The following is a 17740-nucleotide window of genomic DNA, read 5'->3' as shown; positions in this document are numbered from 1 at the left end:
CCACGATGTGCTGTGCCTTGTCTCTTTTTAGTTGTTGACTAGCTCTATTCGAAGCATATGTAAACATTGTGCTCCCGTCAAGTCCGCCCGCTTCCTTCGCGGCTTCTGCCTATTCCCGAAGCCGCGAGCAAGAGCCAGGAGAACAAAATGATGACGGCCGTCCACGCCCAGGCAAGCTGACTCTCGCCATTGCTTACCGCCACGTAGATCGCCGTGGGCAGCGTTTGCGTAACGCCCGGAATATTGCCAGCAACCATCCAGGTTGCGCCAAATTCGCCTAATCCCCTGGCAAAAGCAAGAATGAACGCTGAAATCGCCGCCCTGCGGACGAGCGGCAGCGTAATCCAGCGAAGTACCTGCCATTCCCCGGCTCCAGCCGAGCGCGCAGAATCCTCAAGCTCCGGATCCACGGATTCGAAGCCAACCCGCATGCTCTGATATACAAGCGGAAATGAAACCACAATGGCCGCAATCACCGCAGCCCCCCAGCTAAAAATAATGGGCTTGGCAAAAAGCCACTCTGCGGCGGCACCGATCCAGCTATTTCTCCCCAATAAGACCAGCAAAAGAAAGCCAACCACCGTGGGTGGGAGCACAAGCGGAAGCATCAGTACCGTTTCCACCGCTGTCTTGCCAACAAACGAGCGCCGGGCCATCCAGCGTGCTGCCGTTGATCCCAGTATAAATGCAATGATGCTGGACAGCAGTGAGGTTTTTATCGACAGCCATACCGGCATCCAGAACACTTCCGCTTCGGTCACGGCGACTCCCCCACAACCTCGAATCCAGCCGTTGTGAAGATCTCCCTAACCTCGGGAGTTTTCATAAATTCTAGGAGCTCTTTGGCCTCCTGCGGATGCTTGGCATCTGTTAGAACCGCCCCCGGATACTCGATTGGTTGGTGCATGTCCGGATCCACCTCAAGCGCCAGCACGGCCTTGGCGGAATTCTTCAGATCGGTTTTGTATACAAAACCGGCATCCGCATTCCCCGACTCCACATAAGCCAGCACCGCTGTAACGTCCTTGGCATATACGGCCTTGGACTCAAGATCCTCCCATAAACCTTCATGCTGGAGAGTCTCCTTGGCGTATTCGCCGGCTGGTACCGTGTCCGGCTGTCCAATAGCCAGAACACGAATGTCCGGTTTGAGCAGATCCGTTAGCTGCTTGATGTTTTTATTACCCGCAGGGACTACCAGTACAAGCGAATTCCGAAACATCAACTGAACAGCTTCGGATTTCACAATTCCCTTCTCAACCAATCGCTCCATGGGCTCTGCCGCTGCGGATACGAATAAATCGACAGGCGCCCCCTGCTCCATTTGCTGACCCAGAGCGCCGGAACCGCCAAAATTGTAACGCAGTGTAACATTCGGATGCTCTGCTTCAAACCGTTGTCCTGCCTCTTCCAAGCTAGCTTTGAGACTTGCTGCTGCAGAGATGATGACCTCGACCTTCTTCTCATCCCCTGTGGGCTCTGGAGATGCTTCCTTGGAAGGAGTCTGACTCGAGCTGCATGCCGACAAGAAGAGCATGACCCCGAGCAGAACCCAGGTTATGCATGCTTTTCCTCCGATTATGGTTCTACCGCTCATGGCTAGGAGACCACCGCCACCCCAAACAGATGACCAAGGCTCTTCATCTCAAGCTCTTCCAGCTTGGTTAGTGCACGTTCGTGATCAACATTCAAAAGGCATAAATCCAGCTCACATTCCATTGGAACCTCACAATGGATTTCGGCCAAAGCCCGGGACAGATGCAGCATTTCCAAATCGGCTTCAATCTTGGTCCGGACCCCTTTTGCCAGCGATTCCAGATTCTCAAGTATCCCTTCAACAGATTCATACTCCTGAATCAGCTTGAGGGCTGTTTTCTCGCCAATTCCGCGTACACCAGGGTAATTGTCGCTGGTATCTCCCATAAGTCCCTTTACATCGATGACCTGTCTTGGTGTAAGACCTTTTTCAGCATAAAGCGTTTCCGGTGTATAGTGCATGTAATTGCCATGACCCTTTTTCATGATAATAACGGAAGTCGAATCGCTTACGAGCTGCAGCAAATCGTGGTCACCCGACAGGATCATGACATTCATATGATCACTGTATCGTCTGGCCAACGTTCCGATACAATCATCGGCTTCATAACCCACGACACCCAGGTTCGGAATTCCGAGGCATTCTGTCACATCACGAACTAGCGAGAACTGAGGGATCAGATCATCCGGTGCCTCCGGACGATTCCCTTTGTATGAGGCGAACTGCTCTGTACGGAACGTTTTCGAGCCCATATCCCAGCAGCATGCTACATGGGTTGGCTGAAATTTATCGATAGCATCCCACATATACCGCAAGAAGCCATAAATCGCGTTGGTTGGAATTCCTGCCTTGGTACGGCGGATATAACCGCTGGAGGCAGTTGCATAGTACGCTCGAAACAATAAAGCCATCCCGTCTACAAGCAGTAAGGATGGTTGTTGATTGGGTATCACGGTAATGATCGCTCCTAACTTTAACTTCTCGGTATTTCTTTAAAATACACCCTGCCATTATACCATATCCATGTAAGGACTTGGGCTTGCCACAGGGATTTCTTTGAATTTCCTGTCACAGACCATTCACAGCTTCACAGCACCCAGTCACCCCTCCATACTGCGGATTAACTATGGCCCCACTCTTGTAAAATAAATGAAAAAGCGTCCCCTGGGCCAATGACCGCAAGGACGCTCCGCTTTTCACTCTTTTGACGACGAATCCGGCACCGGGTGCAGTCCATCGGACGCGACTCTACTTCTGCCATGCCTCCTGATATAACTCCGGTTTAAACCCGACGGTAACCTTTCTCCCGTCAGTAACGATTGGACGCTTAATCAGCCTTCCATTTGCGGACAACAGTTCGATCTTCTCCTCATCGGAAAGATCCGGCAGCTTGTCCTTCAGGTTCATTTCCTTATACACTTCCCCGCTCGTATTGAAAAATTTCTTCAACTCCAGGCCGCTCTTCGCGATCAGATCAGCTAATTCTTCATTCTCCGGGGGTTGTTCAAAAATATTCTGAAGCTCCAGCTCGTGCCCCTCATTCTGCAGCCATTTCACAGCGTTACGACATGTTCCGCATTTCGGGTACTGATATACTTTCAGTTGGCTCATACGTTAAGTTCTCCTTCGTTGTTATGATGTATTGAAGCGCCCTCCGGGGTTTCTTCTTGTGCAAGACCTGCCTTAAGGGACTTCATATCTTCTGGCAGCGGTGCACTGAACACCATGGTTCTTCCCTCAATCGGGTGAACCAGCGTCAGGCTTGCTGCGTGCAGCGCCTGCCTGCCAATGCTGCTGTCCAGCTCTTGAATTGAGGCAGCTTCCAGCTCTGTGCGGGGGACGACCCCATTTAAAGCTGCCTCCGGTGCAATCGTTTGGACCTGGTCATTTCTCTGTACCCGTGTGTCATAAACCGGATGTCGATACATCCGGTCTCCAATTAAGGGACATCCTATGCTCAGCATGTGTACCCGAATTTGATGTGTCCTTCCCGTCTCCAGCTTCAACTCAACCATGGAGGCGGACTTAAAGGTTTCGCACACCTTGTACCGTGTAAGAGAAGGGTATCCTCCAGGTGTGACGATCCGGCGATGCGGCTCTAGAGGATCCCGATCAATCGGCCCCTCAATATCACCGGACCGTGAAGCTGGCGTGCCATGAACAAGCGCAATATACCTCTTGTCTACGGTGCCAGCTATCATCTGTTCTGAGACATGCTGGTGCACATAGGGATTCTTGGCAACAACCAGCACGCCTGAAGTCTCCTGATCCAGCCTGTGAACAGCCCGGAACCGATAATTCCAGCCCTGCTCCAGCCAATAGTGAACAACTCCGTTTGCCAATGTATCCGTGTAATGTCCCTTTGTGGGATGAACAATGATCCCAGCAGGTTTGTTCAGCACGAGCAAATGCCCGTCCTCATACAGAATATCCAGCTCCATCGGCTGAGGCAGCATGTCGTCTGATCGCTCCTGCTCCATACGAATCTCAATTATATCGCCGGTCTGCACTTTAGCACTTATATATACGCGGGTTCCGTTCAGCATAATGCCCTGCTCCGTCAACTTGAGACGAGAAATCAGCTTGCGGGATACCCCCATTCGTTTTTGCATAATAGTCTTGAGCAGCATGCCATCTTCACGTTCAGACACGACATAGCTGATTGGCGGATAATACAAATCCATGGATTAACGGAACACCTTCCCGCTGCGCTCATATTCAACATCCTTGATTCCTGAAAACGCGTTGGCTGCCCGTGCAGTGACAAAGAAATAATCGGATAACCGGTTCAGGTAGCGGCGGACCTCCGGGTTGATCTCGGTGGTTCGCTGCAGCGTAACGGTCAGCCGCTCAGCACGGCGGCATACCGTGCGGCATACATGAAGCGAAGATGACAGCGCACTTCCACCCGGTAATATAAAGCGTTCGAGCGGTGGATTTTTTTCTTCAAATGCATCAAGCCAGGTCTCCAGATTATCGACAAGCTCTGCACTTACCTTAAGCTTATCCTCGCGAGGTCTCGCATACGCCAGGTCGGACCCGCAATCAAACAGTTCGTGCTGAATTCGCATAAGCTGAAGATACAGCTCATCAAAATCCACCTCCTGCGCCAGAAAGACGGCCTGGCCAACAAAACTGTTTAATTCATCTATGGTGCCGTAAGCTTCGATACGTGGATCATCCTTGGGCACCCGGCCGCCAATAATCGAGGTCTCTCCGGCATCTCCTGTTCTTGTGTAAACCTTCATCACATCTTCCTCCATTCAGCATTCTATCACTTCAACGAACACTTGGTTCCCCTATTTATGCTCCACTATAGCATAATTCGGATAGCGCTCCCACTGTAAACCGTCTGCACAAGTCCCTCCATCATTTCAGGAGAGTATTCTCATATCACTTAGAGAAGAATCATATACAAACAAGGCTGCTCCTTGAGGGATCTTCACTCAGGAACAGCCTTGTTTTATTTGATGACTATAGTTCATTTATAGTTTCTTTTTGGGATGAGCTTTCATATATTCATTGATCTTCAAATCCAGCAAACTGCTGATTTCGATAACGATCTCCGAGGTAAAGGACTGCTCTTCCAAAAAAATCTGTTCCATCTTCCGGCGAAGCATGTGAATTTCGTCTTCCAAGGTAATTTCCTGAGGAGTGGATTTGGCTGATTTAATTGACCATTTACCGTGATTATTGTCTTCAGCCGTAAAGTCACCACGGTAGTTTGACAATTCATAATCACAAAACACTGGTGATCCCTCCTTGGAAAGTAAAATTCTGCCCCCAAAATAAAATTATAACATATTTTCTACTGATGAAAAGTGAAATTTTTGTTAATTCAAGGAAATTGTTCAACGATTTCCTTGTCTATTTTATTTTTTCCACAAAATTGCCCATTCTCTCGATGGCTTCATTCAGTTGGGCAATGGATGTAGCATAGGAACAGCGAATAAATCCCTCACCGCCCAGACCGAAAGCAGTACCGGGCACAGCAGCCACTTTTGCATCCGTCAACAATCGCTGAGCGAACTCATCCGAGGACAGGCCTGTTCCCTTAATGCTTGGGAATGCATAGAATGCTCCTTGGGGTTCATGACAATCGAGACCAATCTCACGCAGCCCCTGAACAACGAGCCGGCGCCGCTGGTTATACGATTCAACCATTCGATCCTTCTCCCCCAAGCCATTACGCAATGCTTCCAGCGCAGCGACTTGCCCCATGGCTGGTGCGCACATCACCGTATATTGGTGAATCTTCAGCATGGCGGCAATGAGATCCGTATGAGCGCACACATACCCCATACGCCAGCCCGTCATAGCAAATGCCTTCGAGAAGCCGCTCACCAATATGGTGCGGTCCATCATGCCCGGCATAGAAGCAAAGCTGACATGCTTGCCTTCGTACGTAAGCTCAGCATAAATTTCATCGGAGATCACAATCAAATCGTGCTTTTCCACGACTTCCGCAATAGGAAGCCAATCCTCATAGGTCATGATCGCCCCTGTCGGATTGCTCGGATAACATAGAATCAGGATCTTGGATTTGGGTGTGATTTGCGCTTCCAGCGCCTCTGCCGTCAGCTTAAATTGATGTTCGGCCGTGGTTTCAATGCCAACCGGCACCCCGCCGCCGATTGAAGCAATCGGCGAGTATGAGATGTAGCAAGGCTCGGGAATGAGGATTTCATCTCCGGGAACAATCAAGGCACGCAGTGCCAGATCGATCGCTTCACTGCCGCCTACGGTAACGATGATTTCATTAGCCGGATTGTAAGTGACTTGGAAGCTGTCATTCAGATACTCCGCAATGGCCTCCCGCAGCTCGGGCATACCGGCATTTGATGTATACCCTGTAAAGCCTCTCTCCAGAGAGTATACGCAAGCTTCCCTTACATGCCACGGTGTTACAAAATCAGGCTCGCCAACTCCAAGCGTAATAATATCTTTATTTCCGCTGACAAGATCGAAAAATTTTCGAATTCCGGATGGTTGAATATCCCTGACACTTGGCGCCAAATAGGAGCTCATCGATTTCCTGTTATTTTCTGCAAGCTGCTGTTCGTTCAAAATCATAGCACACGCTTCCTTTACGGCGAGATCAGGAGACGATTGTCTTCTTGACGTTCTTCAAAAATAATCCCGTCTTGTTTATATTTTTTCAAAATGAAATTCGTTTTGGTCGATAATACCGAATCAATAGGCGACAGTTTCTCAGAAACAAAATTAGCCACTTCACGCAAACTCGCGCCTTCCACCTCGACCAGCAGATCGTAGGCTCCAGACATAAGATAGACCGATTTCACTTGAGGAAACAAATAAATCCGTTCTGCAATTCCTTCAAAGCCTCTGCCGCGCTCAGGTGTAATTTGAACCTCGATCAGCGCAGTTACCTTCTCGTCCTCAACCTTGCCCCAATTGACAACGGTCGCATACTTAACGATCACGTGATCTCGTTCAAGCTCCGCAATGGAGGTCTTTACTTCTTCCTCATCTACACCCAGAAGAGTAGAGAGCAGAGCTGGCGATCTTCTCGCGTCCTCTTTCAGCAGGTCAAGCACCTTCAGTTTCAATTCGCTTAGCTCTTCCATATACGTATCCTCCAGCACTTATTCCGAATAACCGTTCATAATCCATCCTCAGGTTCTTCGGAACAGAGATTAATACTTATATTACAATAACTTACACGGGATGTGCAAAAGAAAAAAACCGATGCATGCCTGCAGCGGGTGCTGCGAATGCGATCGGCTTCATAGTTGAGTTAGCAATGGAATAGTGGGTTACATATAAGATGTAGGCGGTACGTTTGTTGCATGGCTGGCAACATTGGGACTATGTGAGAAAGTACCCATGCCTGCAGTCTTCTGATTAATGGTATCATGGGCCTTCTGTATGGACTGCTGTGCTTGCTTATGCTGCTTGTCCACATCATATTTCAATGCGTATGGGCCCGACGTATACATGTTCTGCTGCTTCATCATCGTGTAAAACTCACCCTGAAGCTTCAGCGTATCTGCGGTTAAATCCGTAAACATCTGACGGACAACAGGACAAGAGGACTCTGTCGTTGCTGTCGTGTACTCTCGAACGGTCCGTTTCAGCTCGCCCAGGATAGGGTCCAGCATATCTTGTTCCGGCAGGAATGAAGATCCGTTTGTTGTTGCCATAGGTAGTTCCTCCTTTAACAATTTAACTTCTCCGCTACAAAGGGCATCACTTATTGAGGTTGGGTCGGTGCGACTTGGATGTGGCTCTGCAGAAAGTTCACCAAAGTATCCAAATGCTGTTCATGCCGGCTTACGAATCCAAGGAGCGCTTGCTGAATGGCCGGATTCTGACTGGCTGCCGCTGTTGCAGCGCAATGCTTGGCCAGCATCGTCTCGTTGGAGATGCAGTCCGCAATATAATCCAATTCTTTAGAGGTTAGAGGCTGTAATTGTTGATTCGGTGTCATACGGGTTAATTCCCCTTTCCATTTAGATTGCACAGGAACTAGTATGCCACCTTTACAGAAATCTATGTTGTAGGCTGTCATGAAATACAGAATGAACGTCCAAACTAAAATGGTTGTGATATGAGGAGGTATAGGGTCATGTTGCTGACAGGCGGAACAACACCATGGAAGTTTTTAAATACCGAACCCGTAAAGAAATACCCTCCACTTACCGAGCAGATGAAGTGTGATGTTCTCGTCATTGGCGGAGGCATTAGTGGTGCACTGATGGCCTACGTCCTGAACAAGCAGGGCGTGGACACCATTCTGCTGGAAAAAAGACGCGTCTGTGGAGGCAGCACCTCTGCCAATACGGGGCTATTGCAATTTTCGAACGATTGTACCCTGACGGATCTGATTCGTCAGTTTGATGACCATCGCGGCACTTCCTTCTACAAAATGTGCAGCCATGCGGTTCGCAGGCTTACCGATATCGCAAACAGCCTCTCCAGAGACTCCGGCCTGATTCCCCGGAGCAGCCTCTATTATGCCAGTACTCCCCAAGACGTGGGCATGCTTCGGCATGAATATGATCTGCTGAAACGAAGAGGCTTTGACGTGGAGTATTGGAACCGCGATGATATAAAGGCTCATTTTCCATTTTCGAAAGAAGCAGCCATCTATACGCATGGTGACGCCGAAGTAGATCCCTACCGCCTCGGACATCATCTTCTGCAGGATGCCAGTCAGGATGGACTTCGGATATACGAAAACAGTGAAGTGACGGATACCCGGTACACGGACAGCGACGTCACCGTAATTACAGATCAGGGGAGCGTTCTGGCTCAAAAAGTAATCTGGGCCACAGGGTATACTATTCAGGAATGGAAACCGGATCATAACGCTGAACTGCTAAACACCTACGCCATTCTCACGGAACCTGTCGCCGATCTGTCCTCATGGTATGAACGATCTTTCTTGTGGGAAACGAATCGCCCCTATCTCTATTTCCGCACAACACCGGATCAGCGGATCATTGCCGGGGGCTTGGATGAAGCGCTGCCTCCTTCAGGTAAGCCTGAAGAGTACGCCGAGGTCAGAGGCCGGAGGCTATTGGACGAGATACAGCAGCTTTTTCCCCATCTGGCTGACTTGAGAATTGCCTGCAGCTGGGCTGGTGTGTTCGCCTCAACCAAGGATGGCATTCCCCTGATTGGCAAGCACCCCAAATATCCGCACAGTTACTTTATCGAGGTGTACGGAGGCAATGGAACGGTTTACAGCATGATTGCTGCCGATTTACTGGCTGAGACGATTGCCGGTCGTGAGCCCGAGGAATTGAAATGGTTCTCCTTAACACGTCCGATTGACCTGAAGATTATTTAGAATAAAGAGAGTAACTCCATTTAGGGCCTGCCAGCGTGCCCTGGAGATACCCTCTTCGCATGTGTAATGTGGTGGCGTGGTTCATGAAGTGTGCCGTTCTTGATTCCCACACCCTCATCCCTGATCAAGCGATCAGGTTACTTGTTCCTTGGAAGGGAATAACCTCCGCATGAACAGCCATGATCCGATCGGGGATGCCCCCAGGAACAGCAAGAGTAGTGTTATGGTTAAGGTGTCCTGCTTGATCGACAACACCAGAATAAATACCAGCAGCCCCGTAATTCTGCCCAGGGTCAGACTGAGCTCCCGCAGTACAACCAGTTCCACCCGCTTCTCCACATTTTCTTGATTCAATCCCATCAGATCAAAGCTAACCGATATGGCCGGCATCATATACAGCGGAATAAACAAGGAGGTACCGATTCCAAGGACCAGCAGCGTAGTATAATTAACGGCCAGCAATAACGGCAGAATAACCAGCAGCATGAGTACGGCCCCCACCAGCATACCGATTTTGCGGAATTGAGGCTTGAACCATTTGCCGCAGGCCCAATAACTCACCAACGAGACCGCAGAAGTGATCAATGCGAATTGACCTAGCTTGGATTCCTGATCCGTAGCCACGAACACAAGCAATGTGATGAGAAAGGAAAATACGCCTTCCCGCATTCCCTGTACAGCCAAGCCCCAAACCGCATATTTCCACACACCGCCCTCCTTCAAGCGTCTCAGGCCTTCCAGCCAATTATAGTCATTCTGTACAGGCCTTTTTCGCAGAAAAAAGCTAAGCACTACAGCCGCCGCGAATATGACCAACGACACGGTAAAAATAAGTTGATAGCCCTCGTCCCCGTGCATCCATGTGATCACCCAGCCTGCCAACCATGGTCCTATGATTCCTGTCACAGAGCCAAGAAGTCCGATCCAGCCATTAAACCAATCCCGATTCTCTGCATTCGATATCTCGAAATAAACCACATTGAAGGCCAGCCAGAATAAGCCCAGGGATACGCCGAACAGCAGGCCAAGAGGCCAGATATAATGGACCGCATCCCGGCCTGCCCACAGCACGCATAGATAAAATAATCCGGACACCGCAATCCCCAGACGAAGTGCGTTCATTTTGTTATGTTCCTTCACCCACTTGCCTGCTGCCCAGAATGTCAGGCCCAATGCGACCTGCTGGGCAATAGTAAACCATCCGAGCATGGTGTAATCCTGACGGCTCTTCCAGAGGTAAACATTGAGGAATGTACCCGACAATGCGCTCGATAGAATAAACAAACCATGAACCGATAGCAGAAGCATGGCCTGGGGGTCCTTTGTCAACTTCATATACAGTTCCCTCCCTTGCTCTCGCACTTGAAGTCCAGGGTATTTTACCCTTCACTCCTCCACTTCATGAACAAAAAAAAGGAAACTGCAGCATGCAGTTCCCTTGAATTGCCGTGAGACGCCAAACAGCGCCTATCCGCGGACTCTATTCCTTTTTATGGATAAAGCTCTTAATCATCCGAAGTCGGTCGTTCTCGGCCAGGTTGTACTGTACATGGAAGCATCCTGGGCATACGTATACGTTCAATTCATATGGCGGCTGCAGAATAGGTCCACGGATCAAAGCCGCGTTAACCGGCTGGAAGCCTTCCCCGCTCACGTGCTGGGTACCTGCATGGAGCATGTATTCTCTGCAATGCAAACACTCCGGTACTTCATCTTGTTCATCCAGGATCGCTTCCACGGTCTCCTCGAATGCAAACAAATCATGATCCTCCCCGTATTTATCCACAGTTCGCAGCGATGACAACGATTCGTTCTCCGACCCCCATATACGCTGAAGATCTACAGCTTCCTCCTCGGTTGCTTCATAATCCTCATCCAGTTCCTCTTGATCGGCTTCTGCATCCTCGCCTTCCAATGCGATATTCAATGTACGGTAGCCCTTCAGTTCGTTAGCACAGTGAGGACAGGTATCCTCTGGACCAATCTCCTCATCCCATACAATCTCACTTTGGCACCATGGACAAACCGTCGGTTCCATAGGTATTCATTCCTTTCTTATTCAAACGGCCTTGCAGGCCCTGTATAGTTGTTTTTATTGAGACATTAAGTATACAATACCTGACACAAAAAAAATCAAAGCGGCCGCAAACAATATCCGCGGTAAATATTTCATCGTCCTTTTCCTCCCGAAGCTCTTAAGTGATACTCGCTCCAATAATGTAAGATAAAGATACGGTGATAAGAAGTACGATCAAACCTACTGCGCGATTATCCTTGCCAATCTCTTCATCAACCGAGAAAACCGGCGTCAAGAATTCAAGCAGCAGATAAGCCAATAACAGCAGGATAAACCCAAAGAACGACCATTTAATCATGCCGTAAATGGACGTATTGGCCGTGATGCTATACCGCATAACGTTGCATATACCAAATACTTTACCGCCGGTCACCATCGCTGCAGCTACGTTTCCCTTGCGTATTTCATCCCAGCAATTGTACTTCGTAACCAGTTCAAAGCAATACAAGTAAACGATAAGTGCCAGTATCGCAACCGAGAAATAGCCGATTAGCACACCCAGCGGATGGGTCAGCAAATGATCAATCGCTTCCGTCATTACCCTATGTTCCTCCCCGATATAAACGGGATGCGGCACCTTTCGCATCCCGTTGTTCTAAACCCAGATGATATGTTATACGAACTGAAGGAGAAAACGGTTCCTGATTTCTGGCTTCCTTTATTTCAACTCGGCAATCGTTACGCCATTGCCGCCTTCGCCGTAATTGCCCAAACGATGGCTCTTCACATGTTTATGCTTACGCAGATAATCCTGGATTCCGGTCCGCAAAATACCGGTTCCCTTGCCATGGATGATGGAAATCTGACCAAGGTTACCGAGAAAAGCCTCATCAATAAAACGATCAACCTCGATCAGCGCTTCTTCCAGGTTCGCTCCTCTTAGATCCAGTTCATTGCGAATGTTGGCATCACGAGTCCGCTTCAGGATCGTCGCATGCTGTTTCGGTGCTTGCTTGGCATTCGCCGCCGGATTCGACAATAACTCCAGATCATCCAGGGCGACCTTCATCTTCATAATGCCAAGCTGTACGACCGCTTCCTTGGAGCCAGTCATTTCCACAACATGGCCCTTCTGATTCAGGCTGAATACCCGAACCTCGTCGCCAGGTTCGATACTGCGCTGCTGCTTAGCCGAGCGCTGGCCTCCTGTTTTCTTGCCCTGCTGCGGCTCGGCATCATCCAGACGTTTTCTAGCCGCAATCAGCTTATGCTCTTTAACAGAAGCCCCTTCCTCCAGAGCAATCTTGCGCAGATCCGAAATGATCTCCTCCACCTCGCTTCGCGCCTTATCCACGATCTGTCTCGCTTCCATGCGAGCTTTATCAACGAGTTTGTCCTTCTGCTCTTCCAGCTTCTGAAGCTCGTGCTCATGACGGACACGCAGTTCCTCCATTTCCTTGCGGACCTGCTCTGCCTTCTCACGCTCCATTTCAGCAGTGTGCCGATTCTCTTCAAGGGAAGCAATCATATGCTCCACCCGTTGATCTTCTTCCTTCACTTCACCGCGGGCAAACTCAAGAATGGATCCTGGCAGACCGAGACGTTCTGCAATAGCAAACGCATTACTGCGTCCAGGCACACCAACCAGAAGCCGGTAAGTCGGACTTAGGGTGTTGATATCGAACTCCATGCTGGCGTTAATAACGCCTTTGCGTTCGTAGGCATAAGCCTTGAGCTCTGAATAGTGCGTGGTCGCAATCATTCGGCAGCCCATGCGGTGGATATGCTCCAGAATGGAAATCGCCAGAGCGGAGCCCTCAGCCGGATCCGTACCTGCTCCTACTTCATCAAGGAGCACCAGACTCTTCTGCGTCATCTGACCCAGTATCCGGATAATATTGGTCATATGGCTCGAGAAGGTACTAAGGCTCTGCTCAATGCTCTGCTCGTCGCCAATATCCGCATAAATCGCATCGAATACACACATCTGGCTGCCTTCCTCGGCAGGAATAAACAGTCCGGACATCGCCATCAGGTTTAGCAAACCGATTGTTTTGAGTGTGACCGTCTTACCGCCGGTATTCGGACCCGTGACAATGATGGACGTATAGGTATTGCCCAATTCCACATCAAGCGGTACAACCTGGTCCATCGGAATAAGCGGATGTCGGCCCTTGCGCAGCTTAATGTACCCTCTGTCATTCATTCGCGGCAGAGACGCCCTCATCACATGAGCCAAACGTGCCTTGGCAAATATAAAATCAAGCTGTCCGATCAAATCCAAGTCCATGAACAGCAAATCAGCCTGCTCACCCACCTGGGCAGTCAGCTTCTGCAGAATCACTTCGATTTCCCGCTCTTCCCGCATCCGGGTCTCACGAAGCTTGTTATTCATGGCCACAATGGACTCCGGCTCGATAAACAGCGTGGCACCCGATCCTGACTGATCATGTACGATTCCGCCGAAATGCGACCGGTATTCCGCTTTAACGGGTATGACAAAACGATCCCCGCGAATCGTAATCAGCTGGTCCTGCAGCATCTTGGCCACCGATTGCGAACGAATCATGGATTCGAGCTTCTCCCGAATCCGGACCTCCCCGCCCCGAAGCTCGCGGCGGATCTGCGAAAGCTCTGCACTCGCCGAATCCAGAACCTCAGCCGCATCGTCAATGCAGAGCCGAATCGCATCCTCCAGCGGCTTCTGCTCCGAGATAAGATCGCTAAGATTAAACAGAATTTCAATCTGCTCATCCTCATGAAGGGCTGCGATAAACCGCTTGATACGGCGTGACCCGTGAATCGTGTTCGATGTGGCTAACAATTCGTGGGGGCTCAACGTGCCTCCAATTCTCGCGCGTTTCAAGGCATCGTTAATATCCGTTATACCGCGGAAAGATGGATTGCCCTTGAGCCGGTCTACCGTATATGCCTGATCGGTTGCCGCCAGCAGATCCTTTACAGCTTCCAGCTCAGTTTCAGGCTTTAACGCCTCGGCTCTCAAATTCCCCATGGATGTTTGCGTGTATTGTGTTAATGTATTTAAAATTTTCCGGTATTCTAAAGTTTGCAAAATCTTGTCGTTCAAGAAGTTCACAACTCCTCTCAATCAATGCCTATATTATATCGAATGCCGAGGGAATTCGCCATGGAATCCAAAAACCTTCCACACATAACCTGCGGCCCTATTGAACAAAATAAATTCTGCGTAACATTCCAGTCTTATTCTAAGGAGGCAGGTACCATGCAATTTCTCGGGCATGTCGTTCGATTTATCGTTGCCGCGCTCGTTCTTATGGTTGTCGGATGGATTGTCCCTCAATTCTCCGTCGGCGGATTCGGAAGTGCCCTGCTGCTTGCACTCGTCATCGCCCTCTTCGGCTGGGCAATCGAGGGCATCTTCGGCAAAAAAGTCACGCCGTTTGGACGCGGAATCGTGGGCTTCCTTGTGAGTGCGCTTGTGATTTACCTCGCTCAGTTCATTGTCGGGGGCGTCACCGTCTCCATACTGGGTGCGCTGCTTGCAGCACTGGTCATCGGGATCATCGATCTGTTCATTCCGATTTCCACACCGTATGAAGCAGGCAAAAGCCACAAGGAATAAGAGGCAAAGTCATCCGACTCTGTTGGAGGTCTGTTCCTCAGTCCCTTATTCCTGAATGAATCGTTTCCTGCGGCTCATTCCACTACATCTCCCACAACAACCCCCTGTTGCTTATATGAACAGGGGGTTGTCCATTATGGCCGCAGAAGTCCTTATCTCCCTATACTCAGGCTTCCCCTACATTATATCGTAATCCATAACCTTCGTTGCAAACGCTTCACGTTCACTAATTTTTCATAACACCGCTGTGCATAATCTCTTTTTCTGCGCTATGATAAAGATTGGAAAAAATAAATTCACCATTATTTCATAGTCAGGAGAGATTATAGTGAAAAAAGGCATAGCACTACTTGTTTCATGTATGCTCCTTTTTGTATTGGCTGCTTGCGGCCAAGATCAGGAGGCAACCCAAGGAGATTCCGGAATCTCGGATACCGGCGTGGCGCCTGAAGCAGAGCTCGTTATAAAGGGATCCAACTTCCAATTCGACCAGGAAGAATATCATCTGAAAAAGGGCGTGCCCGTGAAAATTTCTTACGAGAATGAAGACGGCAACCACGGCGTCATGATTCCGGCGCTTGGCCTTCAGCTTGACCGCAACAATAACAGCAAAGTTGTTACACCCGACAAAGCTGGAGAATTTGAAGTTTCCTGCTCCATTATGTGCGGAGCCGGTCACAGCAAAATGATCTCCAAAATCATCATTGAAGAATAGAGCATCCTAATAAAACCTCCGGATCGCCAGAGTTGCCTCTGCTGATTCGGAGGTTTTTTCAGGTTCAAATCTTCACCATGGCCTAACGCTGATCCTGCTCAATCAACTCGATCCACTCGTTATATTCAACTTGGAGCTTAGCATACTCTTCCTTTAATTTACGATGTTCTTCTTCAAGCAGCGCTGACTGCTCCGCCTTCAGTTCCTGTTCTGCCTGCAGCAGCTGGTATTGATGCATGACCAGTTCGTACTGCTCACCAAGATCGGAATACTGCTGCGTGGCTTCACTCTTCTCGCCTTCCAGACGTTCACAGGCTTGACGTGCAGAGGCAATTTCCTGCTGCCAGGACTGGAGCTCTTCTTCAAGAGAGAGCTGCGTGCGTCTCCACTCATCCCGCTCTGCAGCCAGCTTCTCACGGTCAGCGGCAAGCTGCTCCCGCTCCTCCATCCATTGCTGGTATTGGTTCTGCCAGTGCGCGGCTCGCTCCTCCGAATCTCTTAACTGCTCTGCAAGCTCACGTCCATGCTCTTCACTTGCAGCCGCTTTTTTGCGAAGCTCCTCGAGCTGATTCGACACTGTATCGTATTCTTCTTCCAGCATAGCGTACAGTTTGCTTGTCTCTTCCTCTCGAATCCCCGCTTCCTCGCTGAGTTTCTCCAGCTCTTCATAGCGAAGCTGCAGCTCCTTCAGTTCCTCTTGAGCCGTTCTGCGCTCGGAAATAGACCGGTCAGCCTCATCCTTCATGACGTGGATTTCATCCTGAAGCCCCTTCATTCCTTCTTCCAGGCTCTCGTTCGCTTCCATCAGCTCAACAATTCTCATCTCCAGCTCGCCTGTTTCCTCTTTACGCTGATCAGCCAGGGTACGCCAGGATTGAAGCTCACCGCTAAGACGCTGCAGCTCTTCCTGCTGCTTGCGTGAAGTCTGATTCGCATCCACCACTAACTTCTGGAGACGGCGACGCTCTTCCTCCGATTTGCCGGATTCCTGCTTCAGTCCCTCAAGCTCCTTCGCGAGTCCTTCCGCCTTCGTCCGGAAGGATCGCAATTCCTGCTGAGAGGCATCTCCTTGCTGTTTGGACAGCTGCAGCTCTTCCTTCAGTTTCACGGACTCCGCTTTAGCGGCAGTCAGTTCCTTCTCCGTGGTCGATAATCGCGACTGCAGCTGCCCTCCGCGATTGCGCTGCTCCGAGAGCTGCTTCTCCAGATCCTGAACGGTTGCTCCGTGCCGCTGCTCTAACTCCTGCGCACTTTTCGAGTGCTCCTGCTTCAGATCCTGCATAGACTTCGTATACTTCTGTTCCCAATCCTGAACGGTCTTCGAGTGCTGCTGCTCCTTCTGGAGCGCCTCTTGTTTATGGGAGCTCTCCAGCTTCTTCAATTGTTCAGCCTGCTTCTCTTCGGCCTGTTTCACTGCTGCCCGATGAGTCTGCTCCAACTTATCCAGCGCTTGCTTGTGGGTGCCCGTCAACTGCGAAATTTGCCCTTCATAACGGCGTTTCATATCTTCAATCGCCTGCTTATGACCGCCCTCCAGCTTCTCCCGCTGTTCCTTAAGACGTGCTTCAAGCTGCTGCTTCTCCTTCAGCAGCTCTTCCACCCGGCTCGATTCCTTCTGGAGCAGCTCCTTGGTTCGCTCTGACTCACTCGTTAAATTCTCAGTGGAAATTCTGTACTTATCAGCTAAGGAAGACTGCTCCGCCAGCCTTTGCTCCAGTTGTTCCAGCTGCTGCCGGTGTCTTTCCTGCTGCTCGATTTGAAGCCCTTGCACCTTGGCAAGCTCCGTACGCAGTTCATTGCGCTCGGCCGTCATCTGTTTGGCTTCATTCTGATACTCCAGCTTCTGTAAAGCTTCTTCAGCCATATGTACTGCGGCCAGGACGGCAATGCGCGGGGTATCGAGCCTGGAATGTGCCTTGGATATGGTGCGCATGCGGTCATCCACATAGTTCGCTACCTGTCTAGTGTAATCACTGCTATTGCCAACAAGTTTATAGGAAGTTCCGTAGATGTCTACGGTAACGCTTTTACGGTCCGGTGTAGTCACAGTT

At 49.9% G+C, this 17740-nt stretch carries 19 protein-coding genes; 3 read left to right on the top strand and 16 right to left on the bottom strand.

The window, feature by feature from the left end; all coding sequences use genetic code 11:
• Positions 1–77: 77 nt before the first annotated feature.
• From modB to B9D94_RS05805, 11 genes are all read right to left on the bottom strand, one after another.
• Positions 78–761, bottom strand: coding sequence for a molybdate ABC transporter permease subunit (gene modB / locus B9D94_RS05855; RefSeq protein ID WP_006212212.1), 684 nt, complete (start codon positions 759–761; stop codon positions 78–80).
• On the bottom strand, positions 758–1597 hold the full coding sequence (gene modA / locus B9D94_RS05850) for a molybdate ABC transporter substrate-binding protein (protein ID WP_006212213.1): 840 nt from the start codon (positions 1595–1597) through the stop codon (positions 758–760). Before modA ends, modB begins: the two co-directional genes overlap by 4 nt.
• A gap of 2 nt (positions 1598–1599) precedes the next feature.
• Positions 1600–2448, bottom strand: a complete 849-nt coding sequence (locus B9D94_RS05845; RefSeq protein WP_152826688.1) for a 5'-3' exonuclease — start codon at positions 2446–2448, stop codon at positions 1600–1602.
• A gap of 337 nt (positions 2449–2785) precedes the next feature.
• The gene (locus tag B9D94_RS05840; RefSeq protein WP_063480427.1) at positions 2786–3148 is read right to left on the bottom strand and encodes an arsenate reductase family protein; all 363 of its coding nucleotides are present in this window, start codon (positions 3146–3148) and stop codon (positions 2786–2788) included.
• Complete coding sequence (locus tag B9D94_RS05835; RefSeq protein ID WP_006212215.1) at positions 3145–4221, bottom strand: RluA family pseudouridine synthase; 1077 nt, start codon at positions 4219–4221, stop codon at positions 3145–3147. The genes B9D94_RS05840 and B9D94_RS05835 overlap by 4 nt, the downstream gene beginning before the upstream one ends.
• A 3-nt stretch (positions 4222–4224) precedes the next feature.
• Positions 4225–4785 carry a cob(I)yrinic acid a,c-diamide adenosyltransferase gene (locus B9D94_RS05830; RefSeq protein WP_006212216.1) on the bottom strand — a complete coding sequence of 187 codons (561 nt, stop codon included), beginning with the start codon at positions 4783–4785 and terminating at the stop codon, positions 4225–4227.
• A 237-nt stretch (positions 4786–5022) separates the two neighbouring features.
• Positions 5023–5286 (bottom strand): aspartyl-phosphate phosphatase Spo0E family protein, encoded by a 264-nt coding sequence (locus B9D94_RS05825; protein WP_006212217.1) that lies wholly within the window; start codon positions 5284–5286, stop codon positions 5023–5025.
• Positions 5287–5404: 118 nt separating this feature from the next.
• Positions 5405–6610, bottom strand: coding sequence for an aminotransferase class I/II-fold pyridoxal phosphate-dependent enzyme (locus B9D94_RS05820; protein ID WP_063480428.1), 1206 nt, complete (start codon positions 6608–6610; stop codon positions 5405–5407).
• A gap of 14 nt (positions 6611–6624) precedes the next feature.
• On the bottom strand, positions 6625–7125 hold the full coding sequence (locus B9D94_RS05815) for an Lrp/AsnC family transcriptional regulator (protein ID WP_006212218.1): 501 nt from the start codon (positions 7123–7125) through the stop codon (positions 6625–6627).
• A gap of 189 nt (positions 7126–7314) precedes the next feature.
• Positions 7315–7701: a spore coat protein gene (locus B9D94_RS05810; protein ID WP_006212219.1), complete on the bottom strand. Its 387-nt coding sequence runs from the start codon at positions 7699–7701 to the stop codon at positions 7315–7317.
• A 50-nt stretch (positions 7702–7751) separates the two neighbouring features.
• The gene (locus B9D94_RS05805; protein ID WP_148246604.1) at positions 7752–7988 is read right to left on the bottom strand and encodes a hypothetical protein; all 237 of its coding nucleotides are present in this window, start codon (positions 7986–7988) and stop codon (positions 7752–7754) included.
• Between the two features lie 138 nt (positions 7989–8126).
• Between B9D94_RS05805 and B9D94_RS05800 the strand changes: the two genes are divergently transcribed.
• Positions 8127–9353 carry an NAD(P)/FAD-dependent oxidoreductase gene (locus B9D94_RS05800; RefSeq protein WP_148246603.1) on the top strand — a complete coding sequence of 409 codons (1227 nt, stop codon included), beginning with the start codon at positions 8127–8129 and terminating at the stop codon, positions 9351–9353.
• Positions 9354–9485: 132 nt separating this feature from the next.
• Here the strand turns inward: B9D94_RS05800 and B9D94_RS05795 are convergent, their stop codons facing one another.
• The 4 genes from B9D94_RS05795 to B9D94_RS05780 form a co-directional block, all read right to left on the bottom strand.
• Positions 9486–10688 (bottom strand): MFS transporter, encoded by a 1203-nt coding sequence (locus tag B9D94_RS05795; RefSeq protein ID WP_148246602.1) that lies wholly within the window; start codon positions 10686–10688, stop codon positions 9486–9488.
• Positions 10689–10833: 145 nt separating this feature from the next.
• Positions 10834–11391: a hypothetical protein gene (locus tag B9D94_RS05790; protein ID WP_148246601.1), complete on the bottom strand. Its 558-nt coding sequence runs from the start codon at positions 11389–11391 to the stop codon at positions 10834–10836.
• A 157-nt stretch (positions 11392–11548) separates the two neighbouring features.
• Complete coding sequence (locus B9D94_RS05785; RefSeq protein ID WP_006212224.1) at positions 11549–11968, bottom strand: DUF350 domain-containing protein; 420 nt, start codon at positions 11966–11968, stop codon at positions 11549–11551.
• Between the two features lie 120 nt (positions 11969–12088).
• Entirely contained in the window at positions 12089–14458 is a 2370-nt protein-coding gene (locus tag B9D94_RS05780; protein WP_148246600.1) for an endonuclease MutS2, read from the bottom strand.
• Between the two features lie 156 nt (positions 14459–14614).
• On the opposite strand from B9D94_RS05780, the gene B9D94_RS05775 reads away from it, so the two are divergent.
• Together B9D94_RS05775 and B9D94_RS05770 are read left to right on the top strand one after the other, a co-directional pair.
• A complete protein-coding gene (locus B9D94_RS05775; RefSeq protein WP_006212227.1) occupies positions 14615–14974 on the top strand; it encodes a phage holin family protein in 360 nt (119 codons plus the stop codon).
• Positions 14975–15302: 328 nt separating this feature from the next.
• On the top strand, positions 15303–15689 hold the full coding sequence (locus B9D94_RS05770; RefSeq protein ID WP_036639690.1) for a cytochrome c oxidase subunit II: 387 nt from the start codon (positions 15303–15305) through the stop codon (positions 15687–15689).
• Between the two features lie 82 nt (positions 15690–15771).
• Here the strand turns inward: B9D94_RS05770 and B9D94_RS05765 are convergent, their stop codons facing one another.
• The gene (locus tag B9D94_RS05765; RefSeq protein WP_148246599.1) at positions 15772–17736 is read right to left on the bottom strand and encodes a cell division protein ZapA; all 1965 of its coding nucleotides are present in this window, start codon (positions 17734–17736) and stop codon (positions 15772–15774) included.
• Positions 17737–17740: the final 4 nt, after the last annotated feature.

The organism is Paenibacillus sp. Cedars, from assembly GCF_003184205.1.
In the GTDB taxonomy this organism is placed as follows: Bacteria; Bacillota; Bacilli; order Paenibacillales; family Paenibacillaceae; genus Paenibacillus_AQ; species Paenibacillus_AQ glucanolyticus.
The sequence above is the reverse complement of the archived record's forward strand: the minus strand, read 5'-3'. Positions and strand labels throughout refer to the sequence as shown.